Raw genomic sequence first — 25,678 nt, forward strand, 5'->3', positions numbered from 1 at the left:
CGGCCGGTGCCTGGAGGAGCAGGACGGGCGACCGTTCCCGGGCAGGTCAGAGGCCGGCCTGGGCGGAGCCCGAGCCCTCCTCCAGGGCGAACCAGACCGTCTTGCCCTCGGTCTCCGGGCGCACGCCGCACTCGTCGGACAGGATGTCCATCAGCATCAAGCCGCGTCCGGAGGAGGCCAGTTCGCCCGGGGTGCGCTGGTGGGGGAGCTCGTCGCCGCTGTCGGCGACCTCCACGCGCAGGGTGCGGGCGCCGTGTTCGCCGCTGACGGTGGCGATCAGGGCCGCGGCCTGGTCGGTGTGGACCAGGACGTTGCCGAGCAGTTCGGAGGCGAGCAGCATCGCGGTGTCGACCTGGTCGGGCTCGGCCCAGTCGTGCATCAGCGCCTGGAGTTCGGCCCGGGCCTCGGACAGGCCCTCGGCCTCCTCCTGCTCGATGGTCAGGACCAGGCGGCGCTGCGGCACCGACGGCAGCGCGCCGCCGTCGTCGCGGCGCACCAGCAGCAGCGCGATGTCGTCCTCGTTGCGCGGGGCGAGCGCCGTCCCGTCCTCCTGCGACAGCGGGTCGTTGACGGCCCCGATCAGCCGGTCGGCCATCCCCTCCAGGTCGGAGACGGGACCGGGGGAGAACGCGTCGCGCACCCGTACCCAGCCGCTGTACATGTCGTGGCCGCCGGTCTCGATCAGACCGTCGGTGCACAGCATCATGATCTCGCCGCGGTGCAACTCCATGACGCTCACCGGGTAGTCCTCGCCGCCGGGCATCAGGCCCAGCGGCAGACCACCGCGCACGTGCTTGATCAGGCAGGTGCCGTCGGGCAGCCGCAGCACCGGGTGCGGATGGCCCGCGCGGGCGATGCTGAGGGTGCCCTTCGCCGGGTCCGCCTCGACGTACAGGCAGGTGGCGAAGCGGTCCGGGTCGAGACCGGTCAGAAAGCGCGAGGCCCGCGCCAGCACCGCGTCGGGACCGTGCCCCTCGGCCGCGTAGGCGTGCACCGCCGGACGGAGCTGGGCCATCAGCCCGGCCGCGTGCACGTCGTGGCCCTGCACGTCGCCGATGACCAGCGCCAGCCGTCCGCCGGGCAGGTCGATGGCGTCGTACCAGTCCCCGCCGACCACCAGTCCGCCACCGGTGGGTACGTAGCGGGTGGCCACCGTCATCCCGTCGTACACCGACCCGTTGGCGCCCATGCTGCTGCGCAGGCCGCGGGAGAGCGCCATCTCGGCCTCGCCGGTGTGGGTGCGCTCCAGGGCGCGGGCGATCAGCCCGGCCAGCGTGATCAGCAGGTTCCGCTCGTCCGCGGTGAAGACCAGCGGTGCCCGGAAGGCCGCCATCCACACCCCGGTGATCCGCCCGGACGTCGCCAGCGGCAGGAAGGCCCACGCCCCGCGGCCCTTGCCCGCGGAGATCTGCCAGGTGGCCGGGTAGTGCGCGCGGTACGCCTCGGTCGACGGCAGGAAGACCGGATCGCCGGTACGCAGCGCCACCGCCGCCGGGTAGTCGGTCCCGGCGGGCATCCGGAAGGACTCCTCCGCCTTCCTGCCGAACCCGTACTGCCCCAGCGTGGTCAGCGACCTGCCGCTCACCCCGAAGACCACCTGGCCGTCCAGGGGGAAGTCCGGCGCGTAGAGCGTCGCGACCGACTTGAGCACCTCCTCGACGCTCTCGGCACCGGCGAGCGCGCTGCCGGTGTCGAGCAGCAGCACATCGCGCCGCCGGGACGCCGGATCGGCGTTCTCTCTGCTCCGCGCGCCGGAGTGCTGGTCAGCGGCCCCGGGCGGCGATACCCTCCGGTTCCCCTCGTCGGCCTCGATCTGGTTCATCGCCTCGATCTGGCTCAGCTCGGCGGCCCGGTCGTCCGAAGGGGGCCCATGGTCGTGCTCACTCATCCGCAGCCCCTTCACCTCGATCGCCTGCCGTTCGTTCCATGCTCCGCCCGGCGCGCGTTCCGCGCAGCGCGCCGCCCCGCGCCCGGCTGGCGGGCGCGGCCCCGGCGGGTTAGGACAGAGAAGTGCCAGGTGGAGATGAGTGGGCAGGGGAGAAGACGACCGCGCAAGCCGGAGAAGGGACGGAATGACGTGGCACGACCCAGAATTCTCGTGGTGGGCGCCGGGTTCGCCGGGGTGGCGTGCGTACGCCGTCTGGAGCGCAAACTCGCCCCCGACGAGGCGGACGTCTCGCTGGTGACCCCCTTCTCCTACCAGCTCTACCTGCCGCTGCTCCCCCAGGTGGCCTCCGGCGTGCTGACCCCCCAGTCGATCGCCGTGTCGCTGCGCCGCAGCTCCCGCTACCGGACCCGGATCATCCCGGGCGGGGCCGTCGGAGTGGACGCCAAGGCCAAGGTCTGCGTGATCCGCAAGATAACGGGCGAGATGCTCAACGAGCCCTACGACTACATCGTGCTGGCCCCCGGCAGCATCACCCGCACCTTCGACATCCCCGGCCTGGTCGACCACGCGCGCGGCATGAAGACGCTCGCCGAGGCCGCGTACATCCGCGACCACGTGATCACCCAGCTCGACCTGGCCGACGCCAGCCACGACCCGGCGGAGCAGGCGTCCCGGCTGCAGTTCGTGGTGGTCGGCGGCGGCTACGCGGGCACCGAGACCGCCGCCTGCCTGCAGCGGCTCACCAGCAACGCCGCCAAGCGCTACCCCCGGCTCGATCCGAAGCTGATCAAGTGGCATCTGATCGACATCGCGCCCAAGCTGATGCCGGAACTCGGCGACAAGCTGGGCCGCAGCGCGCTGGAGATCCTCCGCAAGCGGGGGATCGACGTGTCGCTGGGGGTGTCGGTGGCCAAGGCGGCTGCCGAGGAGGTCACCCTCACCGACGGCAGGGTGCTGCCGTGCCGCACGCTGATCTGGACCGCGGGCGTGGCCGCCAGCCCGCTGGTGGCCACACTGGACGCCGAGACCGTACGCGGCAGGCTGGCGGTCACCGCCGAGATGACGCTGCCCGGGTTCGACGGTGTCTTCGCCCTCGGCGACGCCGGGGCCGTACCCGACCTGGCCGGTGGCGAGGGGGCGGTCTGCCCGCCCACGGCCCAGCACTCCATGCGGCAGGGGCGGAAGATCGCCGACAACATCATGGCCACGCTGCGCAACCAGCCGCTGCAGCCGTATGTGCACAAGGACCTCGGCCTGGTGGTGGACCTCGGCGGCCGGGACGCGGTCTCCAAGCCGCTGGGCATCGAACTTCGGGGCATGCCCGCACAGGCGGTTGCCCGCGGCTACCACTGGACGGCGCTGCGGACCAATGTGGCCAAGACCAGGGTGCTGACGAACTGGCTGATCAACGCGGTGGCGGGCGACGACTTCGTCCGTACCGGGTTCCAGTCCCGCATCCCCGCCACACTGCGCGACTTCGAGTACACGGACGCGTATCTCTCCAAGGAGCAGATCCGCGAGCAGCTGGCGTCCGGCGCGGGCGGGCCGGGACCCGCGGCCGGGGACGACTGACGGGCCGCGCCGCCCGACCGGGCCGCGCGGCCGCCGCGGCGGGACAATGAGGGCGTGGAGCCCGACCCGGACGTGGTGGACGAGGCGGTACGGGGTGTCCCGGCGCCGCCGCTGCGACCGCTGGTGGGCTGGTACTCCGGCTACCGCCAGCGCGGGGTGCCGCGCGCCCGCCACCGCGGGCTGCCGTCCCCGTACCTCACCCTGATCCTCACGCTCGACGAGCCGCTGCGTATCGCCGCGCACCCCGACCCGGCCGCCGCGCCCGGCGAGTACACCGCGGTGCTCGGCGGGCTGCACACCACGCCCGCGATCATCGACGTCCCGGGCCGCCAGTCGGGGGTGCAGATCGCGCTCGGCCCATTGGGTGCCCGCCTCCTGCTGGGGCTGCCCGCCGGGGCGCTGGCCGGGGCCGACCTCGCGGCCGAGGACGTCCTGGGGCCGTCCGTGGCCGAGGCGCGCGAGCGGCTTCGCGCCGCGGTCGACTGGCCCGGCCGCTTCGCGGTGATCGACGGCTGGCTGCTCGGCCGGGCCCGGCTGGCCGCCGGCGGGCCGGGTACGCCGGGGCCGCCGCCCGAGATACGGCACGCGTGGCGGCTGCTGACCGACAGCGGCGGCACCGTCGGCGTGGCCGCGCTGGCGGCCGAGGTCGGCTGGAGCGACCGCCGGCTGAGGGAGCGCTTCGCCGCCGAAGTGGGACTCGGCCCGAAGGCCGCCGCCCGGGTGATCCGCTTCGACCGGACCCGGCGCGGGCTGGCCGCCGATCCGGAACGGGCGGGGCGGCTGTCCGCGCTGGCCGCCGAGCGCGGCTACTTCGACCAGGCCCACATGGACCGCGAGTTCCGCGCGCTGGCGGGCTGCCCGCCCACCGGCTGGCTCGCCGAGGAGCGCCGAAACATCCAATCCGGGCACCATCCGCCGGGGTGAGACTGGGCCTGTCCGGCGGATCGCGACCGGTACGGGCGGCGTCCGGGGTCCGGGGTTCGGGGTCCGGGGGAGAGTGCCCCCGCGGCGAAGCGGCCGTCGGCGATCGGCCGGGCAGACCCGGGGGCCCATACGACCAAGGAGGCCGCTCCCATGAGTGACACCACGCCCAGGAAGACCACCGCCGCCGCAGCCACCGGCACGACCGGCAGCGCGGCCACCGGCACGGAGCCCGCTCCGCAGGTGTGGCCGACCCTGCGCGCCAAGGACGCCCGCGCGCTGATCCGCTTCCTGGTGGAGGGGTTCGGCTTCGAGGAGAGCGCGGTCTACGGCGAGGGCGACATCGTCCACCACGCCGAACTGGCCTGGCCCGAGGGCGGCGGCATCATGCTCGGCTCCGCCCGCGACACCGACGAGGGCAGGACATGGCCGCTGCGGCCGGGCACCTTCGGTGCCTACGTCGTCACCGCCCACCCCGAGGCCGTCCTCGCCCGCGCCAGGGCCGCGGGCGCCGAGATCACCGCCGACCTGCACGTGACGGACTACGGCTCCCGCGACTTCGCCGCCCGCGACCCCGAAGGCAACCGCTGGTCCTTCGGCACCTACCCGGGCGCACCGCGCTAGGCGTTCTCCCGCCGGTCCTGCTGCCGGTCCTGCTGCCGGTCCTGCCGCTGGTCCTGCTGCCGGGCGGGCAGCGCCAGGATCTCGCGGGCCGATCCGCCGTCGATGGTCTCGGCCAGCTCGCGCAGTACGGGGACGCCCTCGACCAGCAGGCCCGCGGCGCGGGCGCGGCGGGCGCCGACGTCGAGACGGTGCCAGAGCAGGGGGTTGTCGGCGAGCACGCGGGGGTCGAACTCGGCGCGGGCGCCGGACGCGTCACGCAGCACCAGGCGCGGCTCGGTGCCGTGCGCGGACCAGACCGAGACCAGCCGCGCGGTGTCCACGCGCTGCTCGCGCAGCGGTCCGCGTACCGCCAGCCAGCCGTCCCCTGCCGTGACCCGGCGGGGGAGCAGCACGGCGAACGCCGCCAGCGCGAACGCCGCCCACACCAGCCCGCGCACGGGGGTCAGGGTGCCCGCGGCGCCGTCCAGGAGCAGCAGCGCGCCCAGCAGGGCGCAGGCGGACCACACGGCGAAGCGGAAGCGCCGCGGCCAGTCGCGGTCGCCGGCCAGGACGCGCTCGCCCGGCAGCGCCGCCGCCCCCGTCGCGGGGATCGGCTTCGCCCCCGGGGCCGTACCCCTCGCCGCGGACGCGTATCCGCTCCGGCGGGCGGGGCGCGGACGGATGGAGCCGGTTCGCCGGTAACCGGCCTGGATGGCCGAGCGTTCCTGGTGGCGTCTCATACCTCCGACCGTAGGAGTGGCCCCCTGGCCCGTCCCGGATCTTGACGCGACCCTGATGCCCCGGCCCCCGTTCTTGACGGCGCTCCTACGCGGCGCACGGCCCGGTCGCGCGGGGGGAGCCGCACCACCGGGCGTGGTCCTGACGCGAGATCGCGCCATCTTGACGACGCCTTGACGGGGAAGGAGCCGATAGAGTGGACGCGGAGCGCCGGGAAGTCTGGTCGGCACAGGACATCGTCCTGTCAACGATCAGGGGGTGGCCCGTATGGGCGGTGTCGGCGCGGTTCTCTTCCTCGTGGTCCTCGCGACCGCCGTGGCCACCGGTGCCAGGCGGTGGCGCATTCCCGCCCCCTCCCTGCTGGTCGTCGCCGGACTGTGTGTCGGCCTGCTCCCCGGCGTCCCCGCCGTCCATGTGGAACCCGGGACCATCGGCCTGGTCGTGCTGCCGCCGCTGCTGTACGCCTCCGCCGAGGAGATGTCCTGGCAGGACCTGAAGGCGGTCTGGCGGCCGGTGACGATCCTCGCCGTGGGGCTGGTGCTGTGCTCCGCGGCCGCCGTGGGGGCCGTCGCGGCGGTCTGCACCCCGCTGCCGTTCTCCATGGCCTTCGTGCTCGGCGCGGTGCTGGCCAGCACCGATCCCGTGGCGGTCACCGCGCTCGGGCGCAGGCTGGCGCTGCCGCCCAGGATCCAGGTGCTGGTGCAGGCCGAGAGCCTGTTCAACGACGCCACCTCGCTGGTGCTCTTCCGCGTCGCCGTCGGTGTGGCGGTGGCCTCGGGCGCGGTGTCCTGGCAGGGCGCGGGCGCGCAGTTCGGCGTGCTGGCCGGGGGCGGCTGCCTCGTCGGCGCGGCGGTCGCGGGCGTCGTCACCCTGATCCGCCGCCGGACCACCGACCCGGTGCTGGAGACGGTGATCGCGCTGGTCACGCCGTACGCCGCCTATGTGCTGGCGGAGAGCCTGCACGCCTCGGGCGTCACGGCCGTGGTGGTGGCCGGGGTGGTGCTCGGCGGCTCGGGCCACCGGCTGAGCGACGCACGCATACGCCTGCAACTGCACGCGGTCTACGGCACGGTGGTCTTCCTGCTGGAGAGCGTGGTCTTCAGCCTCATCGGCCTCCAGCTCCCGACCCTCATCCGCGAGCTGGACGACGCCGGGGGCCGCTGGCCGCTGCAGGCGCTGGCGGTGACCGTCACCCTCCTCGCGGTCCGCGCGCTGTGGGTGTTCCCGCTCTCGGCCGCCCTGCACCGCAAGGAGGACGACGGCCATGCGCCGTGGCGGGTGGCGGCTGTCGCCTCATGGGCCGGTACGCGCGGCGTGGTGCCGCTGGCCGCCGCGCTCTCCATCCCGCTCACCGGTGACGACGGCCGGGACCTGCCGCAGCGCGCGCTGGTGCTGGTGCTCGCCACGTCCGTGGTCGTGGTCACCCTGGTCGCCCAGGGCTTCTCGCTGGAAACCGTGGTCCGCAGGTCCGGTATCGCCCTCCAGCCCGAACACACCCGGCGCGAGGAGGCGCAGGCGCAGGCGAGCGTCACCCGGGCCGCCCTGGAGCACCTGGAGGAGATCGCCGGACTCGAGGCGCTCCCCGAGGTGGTGGTCGACCGTATGCGCCGCCGCCTCGGCCACCGGCTGGACGTCAGCCGCGACCGGCTGGCCGACGACCTCCCGCGGCAGAGCACCGACAGCGTCTACCGCGACCTGCGCCGTGACCTCATCGCCGTGGAGACCGCCGAACTCCAGCGGCTGCACGCCACCAACGAGATCAGCGACACCACCCGCCGCCGCCTCCAGCGCCGGCTCGACCTCGAGGAGGCCGGTCTCGGCGACCCGTAGCGGCCGCCGCCGGAATTGTCGGCGGAAACGGCTTTCCGGGCGCCGCCCGATGGCCCGGTCCCGACGGGCACCCGGGCGCGGCCCGTGTCAGACTGAAAACGGTGGCGGAAGTTATGCGGAAGCGTGAACCCGACCGCCCGCACTTCTCCCCTCCCGAGTCCGAGGAGGATCCGGCATGACCATCACCAGGAAGCCCGGAAACTACCAACGCGTCCACGCCACGGTGCAGTTGGACGACGACCACGCCGTGCAGGTGCTGCAGCTCGCCTCCGGCATGCAGGCGGTCGTGGAGGGCGGACGGGCCGTCAAGCAACTCCCCTCGACCCGCGCCGAGGTGAAGGCGCCGCCCGAGGCGGGGTCCATCAGGTCGGGCGAACACGCCCTGTCCCGGGAGGATCTGCTCCACGACGCCGGTGAGCAGGACTGGTTCAAGAACACCTTCTGCAACGGCGCCCAGACGTGCATCCAGGGATTCGAGTTCACCGACCATGTGCCGGACCACGCCGTCAGCAACGCGACCGGCATCGCCATGGTCGGCTCCGAGGGCACCACCAACGGCACCCTGACCGTCAGCGTCTGGGAGTGCGTGTGCGCCGGCCCCTTCTGCATCGGCGGCCACCACTGCTTCTGGGTGCAGAACTGGCAGGGCCTGGTCCTCCCCGGCCACTGGCTCTCGGTGGACACCCACTCCTCCGACAGCGTCTACCTCCGCTGGGAGCTCACCGGCGCCGGCGCCGACACCCAGGTCAGCTTCGCCGCCCGCTACTGACCTCGCCGCGCGGTGCGAGCCGTGCAAACGGCGGATCCCGCCTATTTGTTGCAGGCGCGCACAGGGCGTGCAACGCGCCGCCGGGGCTGCTCCTGCGGTGCCTAACGTGGCGTCGTGCCGGTCGGACAGAGGCCGGGGACAACACATCCGGGTAGTCACTGGGGGGAGCGCGCAGTGAAGTGGAAGAGGACAGCCTCCGCGGTCGTCGCGGCGGGGGCGATCACCGGGGCCGTGATGGTGGCGGCGCCCGCGGCGTCGGCGTACGGCCCGTCGTACTGCAACAGTTCGACCTGCAGCCTGTCGAACGCACCGAACACCGGCGGCATCTACTTCGAGATGCCGCGCCTCACGCCGGTCAGCATGGTCTGCTGGACCGACAACCAGTGGTGGAACGGCACCAACCGCTGGTTCAAGGTCAACACCGTCTACGGGCAGGGTTACATGATCGCCACTCAGGTGTCGAACCAGACGAGGGTCGGGCACTGCTGACACACGTCCCCGTCGCGTGACCGGCGACCGGTCGGCCCGGGCCGACCGGTCGCCGCGGCGCGTGGGGCCGTCAGAGCATCACGTGCTTGGGCTGGGTGTATTCGAGCAGGCCGGACATGGACAGGTCGCTGCCGTAGCCGGAGTGGCCGGTGCCGCCGTGGGGCATCTCGGAGACGGTGGTGCCGTGGGTGTTGACCCAGGCGATGCCGGTGCGCAGGGTGCGGGCGGCGCGCATCGCGCGGTCGTGGTCGCGGGTCCAGACGCTGGCCGCCAGGCCGAAACGGACGCCGTTGGCCAGGCGCAGCGCCTCCTCCTCGTCGGCGAACGGCTGGACGGTGACGACGGGGCCGAAGATCTCCTCCTGGACGATCTCGTCGCTCTGCCGGACACCGGTGACCACGGTGGGCCGGTGGAAGTAGCCCGCCCGGTCGACGGCGGAGCCTCCGGTGACGATCTCGGCGTGGCCGGGCAGGCGTTCCAGCAGCCCGGTCACGGCGGCGAGTTGACCGGCGCTGTTGAGCGGGCCGAAGTCGACGCCCTCCTCCAGCGGGCCACCGGTGGTCAACGCACCGCACTCGGCCGCGAGCGCGGCCACGAAGTCGTCGTGCACTCGGCGGTGGACCAGCAGCCGGGTCGCGGCGGTGCAGTCCTGGCCGGCGTTGTAGAAGGCGACCCCGGCGAGCGCCTTCGCGGTCGCCGCCACGTCGACGTCGTCATGCACCAACACCGGTGCGTTGCCGCCCAGTTCGAGATGGACCCGCTTGAGGTCGGCCGCGCACGCGGCGGCGATCTCCCGTCCGGCCCGTACGCTGCCGGTGACCGCGACCAGGCGCGGAACCGGGTGCGCCACCAGCGCCCACCCGGTGTCGCGGTCGCCGCAGACGACATTGAGCACACCCGGCGGCAGATCCTCGGCCGCCAGCCGGGCCAGCAGCACGGCGCTCGACGGAGTGGTGTCGGCGGGCTTGAGCACGACCGTGTTGCCCGCCGCCAGCGCCGGGGCGATCTTCCAGACCGCCATCATCAGCGGGTAGTTCCACGGCGTGATCTGGGCGCACACGCCCAGCGGCTCGCGCCGCAGCAGCGAGGTGCGGCCCTCGGTGTACTCGGCGGCGACACTGCCGGGCATCGTACGGGCCGCGCCCGCGAAGAAGCGCAGGGTGTCGCCGATCGGGGCCAACTCGTCGTCCAGGAAGGCCGCGTACGGCTTCCCCGTGTCCCGGACCTCGGCCGCCGCCAGCTCCTCGGCGTGCCGCTCGATGCCGTCGGCCAACCGCAGCAGCGCGCGTTGCCGTTCGGCGGGAGTGGTGAGCGACCAGCCGCCGAAGGCGGCGTCGGCCGCGGCGCAGGCCGCGTCGACATCCTCGGGGCCCGACCTGGGCGCGCTCCCCGAGACGCGGCCGGTAGCCGGATCGGTCAGCGGCATGACGGCGCCGGAGCGGGCGGGACGGTCGACGCCGCCGATGTGGTTGAGCACGGCGTACGGTGACGGCGCGTCAGCCAGGGCGAGCCCTACTCCGACCGCGTCGCGGGGGCCAGCCGTGGTACGGCGTGCCTCGGCCGTGTCGCCGGGCGCGGCGGTTCGTCGTGCGTCTGCCGGGTCGCGGCGGTCAGCGGCGGTACGGCGGGGCGCCGTACGGGATTCGTCAGCCACGGCGCAGCGCCTCCCTCGCGGCGGCGCGGCCCGTGCGGACGGCGCCCTCCATGTATCCGGCCACCCACTGGTCGGAGCCACACACGTAGAACGGCGGTTCGTGTGTGCCGTGCAGCGGGCCGACGGCCAGGACGTCGCCCGGGGTCCACTGGGTGACGTACCCCCGCGTCCAGGGGTCGCTGCCCCACAGCCGTAGATAGGCCGCGTCGGGACGCAGCGCCTCGGGGCCGAACAGTGCGGCGACCTCGGCCAGCAGCTCGCCCTGGCGAAGGTGCTCAGGGATCCCCAGCAGCACGCCGAAGCGCTCGGGCGGAATCAGCGCGGAGAGCACGTCCTGGCTCTGCGGCCAGGTGCTGCCCAGGACGCCCTCGCACTCCGACAGCCCGCTGAACCCGGTGTCCTGCCAGAAGGGCCGGTCGTACCCGGCGACGAACTTGGCGGCGAGGGCCTGCCGTTGGGCGTGCAGGGAGGCCAGTCGCGCGTCGGAGACCCCGCTGACCGCGACCTGCCGCAGCGGGCCGACCGGCAGGGCGCTGACCACGGCTTCCGCGGTGAGGGTCTCGCCACCGGCCAGCCGTACGACGCACCCGCCGGGGCGTGGACCGACGGACACCGAGGTAACGGGCGCCGCCAGCCGGACGCGGGGGCCCAGTTCGTCGGCCATCCGCAGCGCCACCGTGGCCGAGCCCTCGGCGACCCGCAGGCCCTCCCAGTCCTCGTAGTCGTAGTGCCCCGCGCTCGGCACCGCCGCCTGCTTCCGCAGGGCGGACAGCAGCGAGGTGCGCTCGTGGGAGCCGCTGGCGAGGCCGAGCTGCCCGATCTCCCAGAGCCTGACCACACCGGGGCCCGCGCCCTGCGCCCGCAGCCAGCCGCCGACCGAGAGCCGGTCAAGGGCCGCCGCGTCCGGGTGGGACCAGGGGTCGTCCGGGTCGACGGTCTTGGCCAGGGCGACGAACTCCGCGGTGACCCGCTCGTGCGCGGCGCTGTCGCCCGGCCCGAACCAGTGCGGCGGGTCGCCCGCGGAGACGCCCTCGGGGGTGGCACGGGCGATGGCACCGGGTTCCGCGACATAGCTGCGGGTCAGGGTGAGTCCGAGCTCGGCGACCAGGTCGAGATAGGCCGTGTGGGCCCGGCCGACGACCTCGCCCCCGAGCTGGACCAGCCGGCCGTCGGGCAGCCGCTGCTGCTCGACCCGCCCGCCGACCCGGTCGCGCGCCTCCAGCACGAGCACGTCCGCGCCGCCCGCGGCCAGGTCGCGCGCCGCGCTCAGGCCCGCGAGACCGGCGCCGAGCACGATGACGTCATGGTTCATCGGGGGGTCCTTGTCCTTTCCGGTGTGATCTCCGGTGTGATTCCGGGCGTGAACCCGGGTGTGGACCCGGGTGTGATCGACGCTCAGCTGAGTACGAGGCAGTGCTCGGTCTTCCAGCCGATCTCGACCGACTCGCCGCCCTGCCAGCGGTCCTCCATCCGGGACCGCGCGGTGTTCTGCTCCAGCGCGGCGACGGTGACGCCGGGCGCCAGCTCCACCAGGTACGTGGTGGTCGGCCCCGAGTAGACGGTCTCCCGTATGACGCCGTTGACGACCGGCATCCCGGGCTCGAAGTCGGAGAGCCAGATCTTCTCCGGGCGGATCGACATGTTCACGGTGCCGCCCTCGCTGATGCCGGGCCGGGAGCCCACCGGCAGCGCGGGCCCGTCCTCGAGGTGGACCGAACCGTCGCGGTACACACCGGTGATCAGGTTGGAGGTGCCCATGAAGGAGGCGACGAAACGGCTCTCGGGACGCTCGTAGACGTCCTCGGGCGTGCCGCACTGCTCGACCTGGCCGCCGTTCATCACGGCGACCCGGTCCGACATGGTCAGCGCCTCGTCCTGGTCGTGCGTGACGAAGACGAAGGTGATGCCGACCTCGCGCTGGATCTGCTTCAGCTCGACCTGCATCTGCCGCCGCAGCTTGAGGTCCAGGGCGGCCAGCGGTTCGTCCAGCAGCAGGACGGCCGGGCGGTTGACCAGCGCCCGGGCCAGCGCCACCCGCTGCCGCTGGCCGCCGGACAGCGTGCGCGGCTTGCGGTTGCCCAGGTCGGCGAGCTGGACGAGGTCCAGCATCGCGCCGACCCGCTCGCGGATCTCCTGCTTGGCGGTGCCGCCGCGCTTGAGGCCGAAGGCGACGTTGTCGGCGACGGTGAGGTGGTCGAAGAGCGCGTAGCTCTGGAAGACGGTGTTGACGTTGCGCTTGTTCGGCGGCAGCGCGGTGACGTCCTCGCCGGAGAGCAGGACGCTGCCGGAGGTGGGGTCCGCGAAGCCGCCGATCATGCGCAGGCTGGTGGTCTTGCCGCAGCCCGAAGGGCCGAGCAGGGAGAAGAACTCGCCCGCAGCGATGTCCAGGCTCAGCTCGCGGACCGCGTAGGAACCGGCGAACTCCTTGCTGACCCGGTCCAGCCGGACCGCTGGGGTGGTGTCCGTGGTGTCCATGGGTGTCACTCCCCGGAGAGGATGTCGAGGCCGCCGCGGCGGCCGAAGAAGCGAGGGATGGCCAGGGCCAGGGCGATGAGCAGGATCGAGCCCAGGAGCATCAGCGAGCCCACGGCGTTGATGGTGGGCGCCACACCGAAGCGGATGGCGGAGTAGATGCGTACCGCGAGCGGCTGCGGGTCGACGCCGCTGGTGAAGTACGCGAGCACGAAGTCGTCGAAGACCAGCGCGAAGATCAGTACGGCGCTGGCGAGGATGGCGGGGAGCAGGGCGGGCAGGGTGACCAGCCGCAGCGACTGCCAGCGGGTGGCGCCCAGGTCCATCGCGGCCTCCTCCACCTCGGGGTTGAGGGCCGCGACACGCGAGCGCAGGATCACCGTGACGTAGGAGATCGAGAAGGTGATCTCGGCGATCATCACCGTCCCCGTGGACAGCGTGATGCCCAGGCCCTTGAACAGCAGCAGCGACGCCACCCCGCTGACGATCTCCGGGGTGATCAGCGGCACCAGCATCACCAGGCCCGCGTAGCTTCCGAGCCGGCCGCGGGCCCGTACCAGGCCGAGCGCGAGGGCGACGCCGAGGACGACGGAGCCCGCCATCGCGACCAGGGAGACCCGCAGGCTCATCCCGAGCGAGGCGAGCAGGACGTGGTCGTGGAAGAAGGCGGTGTACCAGCGCAAGGAGAAGCTCCTGAACACGGTGAGCGACTTCTGCGAGTTGAAGGAGAACAGCACCACCATGCCGATCGGCAGGTAGAGCAGCACGAAGAACACGACGGTGATCGCGATCGCGGTCCACGGCTTGCGCTCGGCGCCGTGGCGGCGGCCCGTCCCGGGGACCCTCCCGCGGCTCATCGGGTGGCCTCCGCCTCGTCCTTGCGGGTGCGCCGCAGGTAGCCGAGCATCCCGACGAGCAGCACCGCCATCAGCAGCATGGTGAGCGCGGAGCCCAGCGGCCAGTTCTGGCCCTCGAAGAACTTGTCCTGGATCAGGTTGCCGATCATGATCTGGTTGGGCCCTCCCATGAGCTGGGCGCTGACGAAGTCGCCCATGGCGGGCAGGAAGACGAGCACCATCCCGGCCGCCGCGCCCTGCCGGGTGCTGGGGACGGTGACGTAGAGGAACGTCCGCAGCGGTCCGCCGTAGAGGTCGCGGCCCGCCTCGATGAGGGACACGTCCATCCGTTCCAGCGCCGCGTAGAGCGGGATGATCATGAAGACCACGAAGCCGTAGACGAGTCCGGCGATCACACCGAAGCCGGTGTTGAGGATGCGGGTGTGGCTGTCGGCCAGGCCCACCGCGCGCAGCGCGTGCAGCACGGGGCCGTCGTCGGACAGCAGCACCGACCAGCCGTACATCCTCACCAGGTAGTTGGCGAAGAACGGGACCACGATCGCGGCGATCAGCGCGTTCTTCAGCCGTCCGCCGTGCAGCGCGATGGCGTAGGCCACGGGGTAGGCGATCAGCAGGCAGACCACCGAGGTGATCACCGCGTATTCGAGCGAGCGCAGCAGGACGCGGCTGTACGCCGGGTCGGTCAGCGCCCGCCAGTTGGCGAGGGTGTGGCCGAAGCGCGGGTCGCCGAGCGTGGTGGTGGTGCCGAAGGAGAGCATGGCGACCAGCAGCAGCGAGGCGAGGAAGATCACCGACATCCACAGGGTGCCCGGCAGCGTGAGCAAGGTCCAGATCCGGCTCCCGGCCGCGGAGGGCCGGGCCGCCCGCTCGGGCGGCTTCTCGGCGGCGGCCGTGGCGGCGGGCGACGGCTCGGTGGTGAGATTCATGTCAGCCCGCCTTCACATCGGTCCACGCCGCGTCGCGGGCGTGCGAGTCGGCGGCGGTGGCGGGATTGCGGAAGTAGAGGTCCGGCTTGAGGTCCTGCGGGGTGATGACGCACTCCGGCATCCGGCTGACCAGCGCGGCGTAGGCGGACTCCGTGCCGTGCACCGGCATCGGGTAGCCGATGTACTGCATGTTCTTGATGACGTTCGCCGGCCGCAGCATGTAGTCGATGAAGAGCATGGCCGTGCCCGGGTGCTTGGCGTTCGAAGGGATCGCGTAGCAGTCCGAGTTGATCGGCGAACCCTCCTTGGCGACCTCGAAGCCGTAGACCGAGGCGTTCTTCGCCTGGTTGAGCACGCTGACCATGTCCCCGCTCCACGCCTGGGTGATGGTCGTGTTGCCGTTGAGGAGGTTGTTGTAGTCGTCGCTGGAGAAGCCGCGCAGATGGGAGCGGAGGTTCTTCAGCAGTGTGGTGATCCGGTCGAGGTCGGCCTTCTCGCTGGTGTTGAGGTCGATCCCCAGCTTCAGGGCCGCCATCCCCAGCGCCTCGTCCTGGTCGTCGAGGACGAAGGCGGTGCCCTTGGCGGCCGGATCCCACAGGTCCTGCCAGGAGCCGCTGAGGTTGCCGAGCTTGTCCTTGCGCCAGCCGATGCCGGTCTTGTACATGGTGAAGGGCACCGAGTGCGCGGAACGGGCGTCGTACCACGGGTCGTTGAAGTAGTCGTAACCGCTGTAGACCGCTTCGGCGTTGCGCAGCTTCGTGTGGTCGATACGGCGCAGCCGCCCGGCCTGGACGAGCCGCTGGGTGTACTTGGCGGAGGGGAATATCAGGTCGTAGTTGTTGCCCGCGTCGAGCTTGGCGAGCATGCCCGGCATCGAGTCGAAGTTCGACTGGACGACCTTGACGCCGTACTCCTTCTGGAATCCGGCGAAGACCGACGGGTCCACGTAGTCGGCCCAGTTGAAGTAGACGAGGTCGCCGTCGACCTTGACGTCGATCGGGGGCTGGGTGTCCTCGGCGGCGGGGGCGCGCGAGGCCATGAACCCGCAGCCGCCCAGGCCGATGCCGACGGAGGTCAGCGCGCCGGCGCGCAGCAGGGAGCGGCGGGAGAGCGGTGGTGCCTGACAGGACATCATTTGTCCTCTTCGCTGGGGGAGTTCAGGGTGTGCGGAATCACGGGTTCCGCTCGATGGCCGCGTGGGGTGGCGGTGGGGACGGAGCGGGGGCTCGGATTCCGGCGGGGCCGGCGAGGGCTCAGTGCTGGCGTGGTGCGGCGAGCGGTTCCGCGACTGGGAACGGGGTGTGGACACCGAGGGGGAGGGCGACGGTGGACCAGATCTGGTCGCGTGCGTCGGTCAGTGCCATGGCGGCGTTGCCCATAAGGATCCGGGTCCCGTATCCGTCGGTCAGCGCGATCACCAGGTCGGCCATCCGGCCGACGTCGCAGGGCTCGAACTCGCCGGCCGTCTGGCCGTCGCGGATCACGCCCGCGATCCACTCCCGCAGGTTGTCGTAGAGGTCCTGCGCGACCTTGAGCGAGTCCGCGTCGCGGACCGCCCGCAGGTGCAGCTCCTGCCAGAGCAGGAAGTCACGGCGCAGCTCGCCGTCGAGCGGCAGGCAGGCGTCGATCACCCGGGCCAGCCGCCAGCTGTGCGGGCTGTGCTCCGGTGCCTCGGCGGCGTAACCGTCGGCCCCGGCGTGCTCGTAGGAGAACTTGAGCGCTTCGAGGAACAGCTTCTCGCGGTTCTCGAAGTGGTAGTGGAGCAGAGCGGTGGAGACACCCGCGCGCTCGGCCACCATCCGCATCCTGACCTTCTCGAAGCCCGTCTCGGCGATGGTCTCGCAGGCGGCGAGCAGGATGGTCCTGCGGGTCTGCTCGGTGCGCTCCTCCGCGCTCATCGGGCCGCCCCGGCGAGGGACGCGCGCACCCGGTCGGCGAACCAGCCCACCGCGCTCTCCCGGCGGGACAGCGGGCCCGGCGCGAAGCCGGGGGTGGACAGACCGTGCTGCACCCTGGAGACCAACTCGGCGTCCTCGTCATTGGTGATCCACCCGATGTGGATGTTCAGCCGGCGGGCCAGCCGTGTGCGCAGCCCGACGCCGTGTTTCGTGTAGTACGCGCCCGGAATGGCCACGCGGTCCTGAGCGGTGGGCAGGGCGGTCCAGGCGAGCACGTGATCAGGATAGAAGTCGATCAGGGTGTTCGGATAGATAACGGCGTAACGCCACGTGCGCCGGTCGGCCTCGGTCAGGCCGGGCATCGGGTCGGCGAGCTTCTGGTAGAGCCGCTCGACCAGGTTGGAGGACGGTTTGTCGCGCAGCGGCGACTCGAACAGGACGTAGTTCTCCGCGATCTCGCAGGTGTAGTTCTGGTAGTCGAGCAGCCGCATCAGCCCCGGGTGGGCGACCGGGACGTGGTAGCCCTCCAGGTAGTTGTCGACCGCGACCTTCCAGTTGGCGTGCTGCACCTCGGCGCCCGCCAGGTCGTGGATGCGGCCGCGGCCGAGCGGGATGAGATCGGCTCCCGCGTAGTGCCCGACCGCCTCGGCCAGCCCGGCGCACTGCTCGGCCAGGGGTACGGCCGCCATGTCCAGGTTGACGAAGACGAAGCCCAGGAAGGACTCGACCCGTACCGGGTGCAGCCCCAGATTGGGCTTGTCCAGGCACGGGATCTGCCGGGCCTCGGGGGCGCCGACCAGCGTGCCGTCCAGCTTGTACGTCCAGCCGTGGTACGGGCAGCGGATCGCCTTGCCCGACGGCTCGGGGGCGGAGACGAGGCGGGTGCCGCGGTGGCGGCAGACATTGAGGTGCGCGGCGAGGCCGCCGTCCTCGGTGCGGACCACGAGCGCCTCGCGCCCCGCCACCTGCGCGGCGAGCCGGGCGCCGGGCCCCGGCAGATCGGACTCGTGGCAGACGAGCTGCCAGGAGCGGGCGAAGACGTGCTCGGTCTCGGCCTCCGCGATCAGCGGATCGGTGTAGTAGTGCGCCGCGAGCGCCGCGGCGGGGTCGGGCCCCGGGGCGGGGCGGGGAGCCGATCCGGGGGAGCTTCCGGGGGAGGCTCCGGGGTCGGCTCGGGGGGCCGATTCGGCCGCTACTGAAGGGAGTTCGGACTGCATCTGGCACTCCTGCAGGTCGCGCGGGGCCACATGTGGGCGGCGGCCAGGGCAGCGGGAGGACCCGCCGTCCACGGCCGTCGAAAGGCCGCGCTGACTGTTTGTTCAGCCAGGTTGGGACCAGACCTCGACCATGTCAAGACTTGCTGACTGACTAATTGATTAGTTACGGTGGAGGAGCAGTCACCGCCGCTACCGGGTGCCGCTGCCCGGTACGTCCGGCGGCCCCACCTGCGCGGCGTGACCCTCTCTCCCCGGGCCCACCCCCTCGCCCGCACTTCTCCGCCGAGGCCGTCGTACGCCGCCGCGCCTCCCCGCACCGCCTGTTCCCACCCCCATCCCACTCCCATACCTGTGGAGGCCGGCATGCACGGTCATCGCAAGCTGGTCTGGCTCGGGCTCACCCCCGAACCGGAACGCGAGCTGCCGCGCGCCGTCGCCGCGCTGCGTACCCCGCCGCCCGGAGCGGCGCCGGTGACCGCGGCCGACGAGGGCCGCCGTATCGAGCGGCTCGTCCTCCACGGGAGCCAGCGCGCCTGGCTGCGGTACCTGTCCGAGGTCACCGCCCTGGTCGCGGCCGTCGCGACCGGCACCGCACCCGGCGACCCGCGCACCGCACTGCTCGCCGGAGAGGTGGTCCTCAGCCACCACCAGATGCTGATCGGGCTGCCCGGACCCGGCTACGACCGCGCCGCGGCGGACCGCACCGCGGCGGCGACGGCGGTACGGGCGCTGCGGGAGCGCCTCGCGGCGCCCGCGCCGGACGGCTTCGGGGACCGTACGGCGTCCGCCGGGGATCAGCCACAGCCGAGTACGCGACGAGGTGAGCGATGACCACGATCCGAACCGTGACCGGGCAGCCGGCTCCGGTGCTGGGACCGGCACCGCAGGCCGCGGAAGGGCTCGACGCCTATCTGGCCGCGGGTGGCTACCTGCCGTGGCCCGACCCCGGCACGCTGCTGGAGCGTGTCGCGGCCGCGGGTCTGCGCGGCCGGGGCGGGGCGGGATTCCCCGCCGCGGTCAAGCTGCGCGCGGTGAGGGATCAGCCGGGGACGCCCGTCGTCGTGGCCAACGGCGAGGAGGGGGAGCCCGGTTCGGTCAAGGACCGCTGGCTGCTGCGGGCCCGCCCGCACCTCGTCCTCGACGGGCTGGCCAGGGCCGCCGCGATCACCGGGGCCGACAGGGGATACGTCTATCTCTCCGACGACGTGGCCGCCGAGCGGGTCCGGCGGGCCCTGGCGGAACGCGACCTGGGACCGCGGGTCACCGTCGTCCTGACCGAACACACCTATGTGGCCGGTGAGGAGAGCGCCGTGGTCCGCCGTATCGACGGCGGGCCCGCGCTCCCCACCGCGAAGCCGCCCCGCCCGTACGAGCGGGGAGTCGGCGGCGCACCGACCCTGGTGGCCAATGTCGAGACGCTGGCCCGGCTGGCGCTCCTCGCGGGCGGCGGCGCGGACCCGGGGTCCGGAGCCGGCGCCGCGGACACCACCCTGGTCACCCTCTCCGGCGGCGGGCGCCGCGCCCTGCTGACCGAGGCCGGCCACGGCACCGCGCTGCACACCCTCGCCGCGCTGCACGGCGTCCCGCGGCCGCGCGCGGTGCTGATGGGCGGGCTGTTCGGCGGACTGCTGGGCCCCGACCGGCTCGGCCTGCGGCTGCGCCAGGACGAACTGGCCGCCGTCGGCAGCGGCCTGGGCTGCGGCGCGATCCGCTTCCTCGGCGACGACGAGTGCCCCGTCGGGGCCGCCGCCGACGCCGTGGCGCTGCTCGCCGCCGAGAGCAGCAGGCAGTGCGGTGTCTGCGTCTCGGGAACCCGTGCCATGGCCACCACCCTGGCCGCCCTCGCCGCGGGCGGCTGCGGCACGGACGGTACGGAGAACCTGGCCCGCTGGTCCCAGGGGCTGCCAGGGCGCGGCGCCTGCGGCCTGCTCGACGCCGGGGCCCGGCTGACCGGCTCACTGCTCGCCCACTTCCCCCACCTGGTCGCGGCCCATCTGCGACGGCCCTGCGAACGCTGCGCGGCCGCCCCGCCCGACGACGGCCGCCGACTGCGCGTCCCCGTCCCGCACATCACCGCGGACACCGGGCCGCGGGCGCGGCAGACCGCCCGCACCTGACCACACCCCCTCGACCGGCCCCGATCCCCGTAACCCCACGCCCCACCGCCGCACGGCTCCACCGAATCGCCGTACCCGAAACACGAGGCCCCGCCATGAAGTTGCTGCTGGATTCCACCCTCTGCCAGGGCTACGGGCTGTGCCAGGAGCACGCCCCGACGCTGTTCGACATCGACGAGTGGGGTTACGCGAAAGTCCTGGTCGCGCAGCCGTCCGCCGAGCAGGAGGAAGCCGCCCGCGCGGCGGTCGAGTCCTGCCCCAACCGCGCGCTGCGACTGGAGAAGTGACGATGCGACGCGATCTCACCGCGCTCTTCGACCCGGCCTCGGTGGCCGTGCTCGGCGCCAGCGACGACCCCGCCAAGTACGGCCACGCCGTGGCCTCCCAGGCGCTGCGCGCCCCCGGCCGGCGACCGGTCCACCTGGTGAACCGGCGCGGCGGCACGGTGCTCGGCCGTACCGCCGCCACCAGCCTGACCGGCATCGGCGAACCCGTCGGCCTGGTCGTCATCTCCGTGCCGCAGGCCGCCTTCGAGGACTCCGTCGAGGAGGCGCTGAGCTGCGGCGCCAAGGCGATCGTCGGGATCACCGCGGGCTTCGCCGAGACCGGCGAGCACGGCCTGACCCGCCAACGGGCCATCGCCGAACGGGTCAGGGCCGCGGGCGCGGTGCTGGTCGGCCCCAACTGCCTGGGCATCGCCGACAACACCACCGAGCTCTATCTGGCCTCCGACACCTTCACCCCGGGCGCGGTCGCGCTGCTCAGCCAGAGCGGCAACCTCGCCCTGGAGCTGCAACTGCGCCTCGACCCCTACGGACTGGGCTTCTCCCGCTTCGTCTCGCTGGGCAACCAGGCGGACGTCACACTGGTCGACCTGGTCGCCGACTGCGCGGCGCACGAGCAGACCCGCGCCATCGCCGTCTACGCCGAGGACTTCGCGGACGGCCGGGCCTTCGCCGAGGCCGCCGCGACCGCCGACAAACCGGTCGTGCTGCTCACCGCGGGCCGGGGCACCGCCTCCGCGCGCAGCGCCAAGTCCCACACCGGCGCGCTCACCACCTCCGCCGACGTGGTCGCCGCCGCCTGCCGCGACGCCGGGATCCATCTGGTGCACACCCCACGGGAGATGGCCGCCGTACTGGCCGCCCTCCAGGAGCGCCCGGCCCGCGGCCGGCGCGTGGCGGTGTTCACCGACGGCGGCGGCCACGGCTCGATCGCCGCCGACGCCGTCGAGGCCGAGGGACTCGCCGTCCCCGAACTCGGCGCCGACGCCCAGCGGGAGCTGAGCGGTGTGCTGTGGGAGCAGTCCGCCGTCGGCAACCCCGTCGACCTGGCCGGGATGGGCGAGCAGGACCCGATGTCCTACGCCCGCAGCGTCCAGGCCCTGTTGGCCGCCGACGAGGTGGACGCGGTCCTGATGACCGGCTACTTCGGGGGCTACGCCGCCGCCGAGGGCGGACTCGGCGGCGCGGGCAACGTGCTCGGCGCCGCCGAACTCGACGCCGCCCACACCCTGGCCGCGCACCTCGCCCGCAGCCCCAAGCCCCTGGTGGTGCAGTCGATGTACCCCAGGTCCCCCAGCTGCCAGGTGCTGTCCCGGGCCGGAGTGCCGGTCTACGAGGCGGTCGAGGACGCTGCCCGCGCCCTGCGCGCGCTCGCCGCGGACCCGGTGGCCGGACGCGCGGGCGTCACCCCGCTGCCTACGGCGGCCGCCCCGCTCACGGACGCCGACTACCACGGCACCCGGCGGCTCCTGGAAGCCGCGGGAGTGGCCTTCCCCGCCGCGCGCGAGATCAGCTCCGAGGTGGAACTGCTCGGCGCGGCGGCCGAGTTCGCCGGACCGTACGTCCTCAAGGCGCTGCACGTGCTGCACAAGTCCGACGCCGGAGGTGTCGCCCTGGGCCTGCCGGACCGGGACGCCCTGGTCGCCGCCTACCGCACCATGCACGCCAGGCTCGGCGCGCCCTCCTACTCGGTCGAGGCGATGGCCGACCTCTCCGACGGCGTCGAGCTGATCGTCGGGGTCAACCGCGACCCGCGCTTCGGCCCCGTCGCGATGGTCGGACTCGGCGGGGTGCTCACCGAGACGCTCGGCGACGTCGCCTTCGCCCTCGCCCCCGTCACGGCGGCCCACGCGGAACAACTGCTGCGCGGGCTGCGGGCCGCGGCGCTGCTGGACGGGGTACGCGGTCGCCCCGCGCTCGACGTGACGGCCGCCGCCCTGGCCGTCGAGCGGATCACCCAGGTGGCCGCCGCCCACCCCGAGATCGCCGAACTCGAGGTCAACCCCCTGCTGGTGAGCCCGTCCGGCGCGCTCGCCCTCGACTCCCGCGCCGTACTCGGCTGAGCCCTCCCGCCCACACCCCACCCTCCGGAGCGTCACCATGGACTTCCGCTACACCGCAGAACAGACCGACCTGAAGCGCCGGGCCGCCGCGTACGCACGGCTGCTGATGCAGTACGAGGACACCTCCGAGCAGGCCGGCGGGCCACTCCCGGCCGAGACGGTACGGGAGTTGACCCGGGCCGCGATCGACGCCGGGGTCTACGCCATCAACATGCCGAAGGAGTGGGGCGGCGCCGGTCTGTCGCTGCTCGACCAGGTCATCGTCGAGGAGGAGTTCGGCAAGGTCACCAACTGCCTGTGGGACATCCCCTGGCGGCCCGCCAACGTCCTGGCCTTCGGCACCGAGGAGCAGCGGGAGAAGTACCTGCTGCCGATCATCCGCGCCGAGCGGTTCGACGCGTTCGCCGTCACCGAGCCGGGAGCCGGGTCCGACCCGTCGTCGGGCACCACCACCGCGACCCGCACCGAGGGCGGCTGGCTGATCAACGGCGAGAAGTGGTTCGTGACCTGCGGCGACATCGCGGACTTCCTGCTGGTGCAGGCCGACGCGGGGCCGGAGCGGGCCGCCACGCTGTTCTTCGTCGATAAGCAGGCGCCCGGTGTGGTGATGAGCCGGGTGCCGCACTTCATGCACACCGCCGTCAACGGGCACCCCGAGTTCACCTTCACCGATGTCTTCGTCGCCGACGAGGACGTGCTCGGTGGTGTCGGCAACGGCTACGAGCTGACGAAGCAGTGGTTCACCGACGAGCGGCTGATGATCGCCGCGCGGACCGTCGGCGCGGCCGAGCGGGCGCTGGAGCTGGCCCGCGACTGGGCCGTGGAGCGCGAGCAGTTCGGTGCGCCGATCGCGTCGTACCAGCTCATCCAGGGGATGCTCGCCGACAGCGCGGCGGAGATCGCGGTGCACCGGGCGTACACCCACCAGGTCGCCTGGGAGGCGGACCAGCCCGGCACCGACCCCAAGACCCTGCACGCCAAGGCGTCCACCGCCAAGCTCGCCGCCAGCGAGGCCGCGGGGCGGGTGATCGACCGCTGCCTGCAGATCTTCGGCGGCCGCGGCTACGACCGCTCCTACCCGGTCGAACGCCTCTACCGCGAGATCAGGGTCGACCGGATCTGGGAGGGCACCTCCGAGATCCAGCGCCTGATCATCGCCAACGAACTGATCAAGCGCGGCACCCGGGCACTCGCCCTGCCCACGCACTGATCCGCCCCGCCCACCCCTCGTTCACGACAAGGACCACCATGGACTTCCGGCTCACCCCCGACCAGGTCGCACTCAAGACCACCGCCCGCGCACTGACCGAGTTCGTCATGACCTACGAGCAGGAGTGCGAGGAGAACAACGGGCTGCCGCCGCAGGCGCACGACGCGGTGCGCGCGGCCGTGCTCGACTCCGGGCTGCAGGCCGTCAACATGCCCGCCGAGTGGGGCGGCGCGGGCCTCACCATCTTCGAACAGGTCGTGGTCCAGGAGGAGTTGGGACGGCTGACCGGAGCGCTGTGGGACATGGTGTGGCGCCCGGCCAACGCCCTGCGCTTCTGCACACCTCAGCAGCGCGAGCGCTTCCTGGTGCCGGTCATCAAGGGCGAGCGGCGCGACTGCTACGCCGTGACCGAGCGCGGCGCCGGCTCCGACCCGCAGAACCTGGCCACCACCGCGACCCGTACCGACGGCGGCTGGCTGATCAACGGCGAGAAGTGGTTCGTGACGGTCGGCGACCACGCCGACTTCCTCATCCTGCTCGCCGCCGCGGGCGAGGAGAAGGCCCCCACGCTCTTCCTGGTCGACAAGGACACCCCGGGGATCGAGATGACCCGGGTGCCGCGCTTCATGCACACCTTCGTCTACGAGCACCCCGAGTTCACCTTCACCGACGTCCTGGTGCCCGAGGACGCCGTCCTCGGCGGGATCGGCAACGGCTACGACATCACCCGCTCCTGGTTCACCGAGGAGCGGCTGATGATCGCCGCCCGGACGATCGGCGCGGCCGAGCGGGCGCTGGAGCTGGCCCGCGACTGGGCCGTGGAGCGCGAGCAGTTCGGTGCGCCGATCGCCTCCTTCCAGCTCATCCAGGGGATGCTCGCCGACAGCGCCGCCGACATCGCGGTGCACCGCGCGTACACCCACCAGGTCGCCTGGGAGGCGAGCCTGCCGGACGCCGACCGCAAGACGCTGCACGCCAAGGCCGCGATAGCCAAGCTGTCCGCGAGCGAGGCGTCCGGCCGGGTGATCGACCGCTGCGTGCAGATCTTCGGCGGCCGCGGCTACGACCGTTCGTACCCGGTGGAGCGGCTCTACCGCGAACTGCGGGTCGACCGGATCTGGGAGGGCACCTCCGAGATCCAGCGGCTGATCATCGCCAACGAACTGGTCAAGCGCGGCACGGGCGTTCTGCAACTGCCCACCGCGGACTGACCGCTGCCACCCGGGTGCGCCGCCGGCGGCGGCGCACCCGCGCTCGGCAGTGCCCCACCTCAGCATCGGACGGAAGGGTTGCCGCATGGCGGAGATAGCACGCATTGGGGTCGTGGGCTGCGGCCTGATGGGCTCGGGCATCGCCGAGGTCTGCGTCCGCGCCGGGCTCGACGTGGTGGTCGCGGAGGCGGGCGGCGACGCGGCCGACGCGGGCGCCGCGAGGATCGCGGGCTCGCTTGACCGCGCGGTCGGCCGGGGCAAGCTCACCGCCGGTGAACGCGCCGCCGCACTCGGCCGGTTGACCGTCACCGACACGCTGGAGCGGCTGGCGGACCGCGATCTGGTGATCGAGGCGGTGGCCGAGGACGAGGCGGCCAAGCTCGATGTGTTCACCCGCCTCGACGCGATCCTCACCCGGCCGGACGCGATCCTCGCCACCAACACCTCCTCGATCCCGGTGATCCGGCTGGCCCGGGCCACGTCCCGGCCGCAGCAGGTGCTGGGCCTGCACTTCTTCAACCCGGTGCCGGTGCTCCCGCTGATCGAACTGGTGCCGACACTGCTGACCGGCGCGGAGACCGTGGAGCGGGTCACGGCCTTCGCCGCGGGCCGGCTCGGCAAGGAGGTGATCCGGGTACGCGACCAGGCGGGCTTCGTGGTGAACGCGCTGCTCGTGCCCTATCTGCTCAGCGCGGTACGGATGGTGGAGTCGGGCCGGGCCAGCGCGGAGGACGTCGACCGGGGGATGGTGCTGGGCTGCGCGCACCCGATGGGCCCGCTCGCCCTGGCCGATCTGATCGGCTTGGACACCACCCGCGCGATCGCCGCGTCGCTGTACGACGAGTACAAGGAACCGCTCTACTCACCGCCCCCGCTGCTGGCCCGGATGGTCGACGCGGGCCTGCTCGGCCGCAAGTCCGGCCGGGGGTTCCACCGCTACACCTGACCGCCCGCGGCGC

The 25,678-nt window shown here is 72.9% G+C and carries 23 protein-coding genes; 13 read left to right on the forward strand and 10 right to left on the reverse strand.

Annotated features, from left to right (window positions below; all coding sequences use genetic code 11):
- Nucleotides 1-46: 46 nt before the first annotated feature.
- Nucleotides 47-1,888 (reverse strand): SpoIIE family protein phosphatase, encoded by a 1,842-nt coding sequence (locus AB0M29_RS27685; protein WP_365387292.1) that lies wholly within the window; start codon nt 1,886-1,888, stop codon nt 47-49.
- A gap of 189 nt (nt 1,889-2,077) precedes the next feature.
- Here AB0M29_RS27685 and AB0M29_RS27690 point away from each other — a divergent pair, with 189 nt between their 5' ends.
- The 3 genes from AB0M29_RS27690 to AB0M29_RS27700 all read left to right on the forward strand — a co-directional run bounded on the left by AB0M29_RS27690 (nt 2,078) and on the right by AB0M29_RS27700 (nt 5,005).
- Nucleotides 2,078-3,460 carry an NAD(P)/FAD-dependent oxidoreductase gene (locus AB0M29_RS27690; RefSeq protein ID WP_365387294.1) on the forward strand — a complete coding sequence of 461 codons (1,383 nt, stop codon included), beginning with the start codon at nt 2,078-2,080 and terminating at the stop codon, nt 3,458-3,460.
- A gap of 54 nt (nt 3,461-3,514) precedes the next feature.
- Nucleotides 3,515-4,384, forward strand: coding sequence for a helix-turn-helix domain-containing protein (locus tag AB0M29_RS27695; RefSeq protein WP_365387296.1), 870 nt, complete (start codon nt 3,515-3,517; stop codon nt 4,382-4,384).
- 150 nt (nt 4,385-4,534) lie between these two features.
- Entirely contained in the window at nt 4,535-5,005 is a 471-nt protein-coding gene (locus AB0M29_RS27700; protein ID WP_365387299.1) for a VOC family protein, read from the forward strand.
- Here the strand turns inward: AB0M29_RS27700 and AB0M29_RS27705 are convergent.
- Complete coding sequence (locus AB0M29_RS27705; RefSeq protein WP_365387301.1) at nt 5,002-5,724, reverse strand: hypothetical protein; 723 nt, start codon at nt 5,722-5,724, stop codon at nt 5,002-5,004. The genes AB0M29_RS27700 and AB0M29_RS27705 overlap by 4 nt on opposite strands.
- A 265-nt stretch (nt 5,725-5,989) precedes the next feature.
- Here AB0M29_RS27705 and AB0M29_RS27710 point away from each other — a divergent pair, with 265 nt between their 5' ends.
- The 3 genes from AB0M29_RS27710 to AB0M29_RS27720 all read left to right on the forward strand — a co-directional run bounded on the left by AB0M29_RS27710 (nt 5,990) and on the right by AB0M29_RS27720 (nt 8,810).
- Nucleotides 5,990-7,552, forward strand: a complete 1,563-nt coding sequence (locus AB0M29_RS27710; protein ID WP_365387302.1) for a Na+/H+ antiporter — start codon at nt 5,990-5,992, stop codon at nt 7,550-7,552.
- 175 nt (nt 7,553-7,727) lie between these two features.
- Nucleotides 7,728-8,321: a hypothetical protein gene (locus AB0M29_RS27715; protein ID WP_365387303.1), complete on the forward strand. Its 594-nt coding sequence runs from the start codon at nt 7,728-7,730 to the stop codon at nt 8,319-8,321.
- A 174-nt stretch (nt 8,322-8,495) separates the two neighbouring features.
- Nucleotides 8,496-8,810: a hypothetical protein gene (locus AB0M29_RS27720; RefSeq protein ID WP_365387304.1), complete on the forward strand. Its 315-nt coding sequence runs from the start codon at nt 8,496-8,498 to the stop codon at nt 8,808-8,810.
- A gap of 70 nt (nt 8,811-8,880) precedes the next feature.
- On the opposite strand, the gene AB0M29_RS27725 is transcribed toward AB0M29_RS27720, so the two are convergent.
- The 8 genes from AB0M29_RS27725 to AB0M29_RS27760 form a co-directional block, all read right to left on the reverse strand.
- The gene (locus AB0M29_RS27725) at nt 8,881-10,287 is read right to left on the reverse strand and encodes an aminobutyraldehyde dehydrogenase (protein ID WP_365387347.1); all 1,407 of its coding nucleotides are present in this window, start codon (nt 10,285-10,287) and stop codon (nt 8,881-8,883) included.
- 169 nt (nt 10,288-10,456) lie between these two features.
- Nucleotides 10,457-11,776, reverse strand: coding sequence for an NAD(P)/FAD-dependent oxidoreductase (locus AB0M29_RS27730; protein ID WP_365387305.1), 1,320 nt, complete (start codon nt 11,774-11,776; stop codon nt 10,457-10,459).
- A gap of 83 nt (nt 11,777-11,859) precedes the next feature.
- Nucleotides 11,860-12,939, reverse strand: a complete 1,080-nt coding sequence (locus tag AB0M29_RS27735; RefSeq protein ID WP_365387306.1) for an ABC transporter ATP-binding protein — start codon at nt 12,937-12,939, stop codon at nt 11,860-11,862.
- Nucleotides 12,940-12,944: 5 nt separating this feature from the next.
- Nucleotides 12,945-13,793: an ABC transporter permease gene (locus tag AB0M29_RS27740; protein ID WP_365387308.1), complete on the reverse strand. Its 849-nt coding sequence runs from the start codon at nt 13,791-13,793 to the stop codon at nt 12,945-12,947.
- A complete protein-coding gene (locus AB0M29_RS27745) occupies nt 13,790-14,719 on the reverse strand; it encodes an ABC transporter permease (RefSeq protein ID WP_365387310.1) in 930 nt (309 codons plus the stop codon). Before AB0M29_RS27745 ends, AB0M29_RS27740 begins: the two co-directional genes overlap by 4 nt.
- A gap of 1 nt (nt 14,720) precedes the next feature.
- On the reverse strand, nt 14,721-15,854 hold the full coding sequence (locus tag AB0M29_RS27750; protein WP_365387312.1) for a spermidine/putrescine ABC transporter substrate-binding protein: 1,134 nt from the start codon (nt 15,852-15,854) through the stop codon (nt 14,721-14,723).
- Nucleotides 15,855-15,972: 118 nt separating this feature from the next.
- A complete protein-coding gene (locus tag AB0M29_RS27755) occupies nt 15,973-16,617 on the reverse strand; it encodes a TetR/AcrR family transcriptional regulator (protein WP_365387314.1) in 645 nt (214 codons plus the stop codon).
- Complete coding sequence (locus AB0M29_RS27760; protein ID WP_365387316.1) at nt 16,614-17,834, reverse strand: aromatic ring-hydroxylating dioxygenase subunit alpha; 1,221 nt, start codon at nt 17,832-17,834, stop codon at nt 16,614-16,616. Before AB0M29_RS27760 ends, AB0M29_RS27755 begins: the two co-directional genes overlap by 4 nt.
- Before the next feature lie 363 nt (nt 17,835-18,197).
- Between AB0M29_RS27760 and AB0M29_RS27765 the strand changes: the two genes are divergently transcribed.
- The 7 genes from AB0M29_RS27765 (at nt 18,198) to AB0M29_RS27795 (ending at nt 25,665) form a co-directional block, all read left to right on the forward strand.
- Complete coding sequence (locus AB0M29_RS27765; RefSeq protein WP_365387319.1) at nt 18,198-18,665, forward strand: hypothetical protein; 468 nt, start codon at nt 18,198-18,200, stop codon at nt 18,663-18,665.
- On the forward strand, nt 18,662-19,951 hold the full coding sequence (locus AB0M29_RS27770) for an NADH-ubiquinone oxidoreductase-F iron-sulfur binding region domain-containing protein (protein WP_365387320.1): 1,290 nt from the start codon (nt 18,662-18,664) through the stop codon (nt 19,949-19,951). Before AB0M29_RS27765 ends, AB0M29_RS27770 begins: the two co-directional genes overlap by 4 nt.
- Nucleotides 19,952-20,046: 95 nt before the next feature.
- A complete protein-coding gene (locus AB0M29_RS27775) occupies nt 20,047-20,238 on the forward strand; it encodes a ferredoxin (protein ID WP_365387322.1) in 192 nt (63 codons plus the stop codon).
- Nucleotides 20,239-20,240: 2 nt separating this feature from the next.
- Nucleotides 20,241-22,298 carry an acetate--CoA ligase family protein gene (locus tag AB0M29_RS27780; RefSeq protein ID WP_365387323.1) on the forward strand — a complete coding sequence of 686 codons (2,058 nt, stop codon included), beginning with the start codon at nt 20,241-20,243 and terminating at the stop codon, nt 22,296-22,298.
- A 37-nt stretch (nt 22,299-22,335) separates the two neighbouring features.
- The gene (locus AB0M29_RS27785; protein WP_365387325.1) at nt 22,336-23,508 is read left to right on the forward strand and encodes an acyl-CoA dehydrogenase family protein; all 1,173 of its coding nucleotides are present in this window, start codon (nt 22,336-22,338) and stop codon (nt 23,506-23,508) included.
- 38 nt (nt 23,509-23,546) lie between these two features.
- Nucleotides 23,547-24,719 carry an acyl-CoA dehydrogenase family protein gene (locus AB0M29_RS27790; protein WP_365387328.1) on the forward strand — a complete coding sequence of 391 codons (1,173 nt, stop codon included), beginning with the start codon at nt 23,547-23,549 and terminating at the stop codon, nt 24,717-24,719.
- Nucleotides 24,720-24,804: 85 nt separating this feature from the next.
- Nucleotides 24,805-25,665 carry a 3-hydroxybutyryl-CoA dehydrogenase gene (locus AB0M29_RS27795; RefSeq protein WP_365387330.1) on the forward strand — a complete coding sequence of 287 codons (861 nt, stop codon included), beginning with the start codon at nt 24,805-24,807 and terminating at the stop codon, nt 25,663-25,665.
- Nucleotides 25,666-25,678 lie beyond the last annotated feature (13 nt).

This window comes from Streptomyces sp. NPDC051976 (assembly GCF_040680795.1).
Classification (GTDB): domain Bacteria; phylum Actinomycetota; class Actinomycetes; order Streptomycetales; family Streptomycetaceae; genus Actinacidiphila.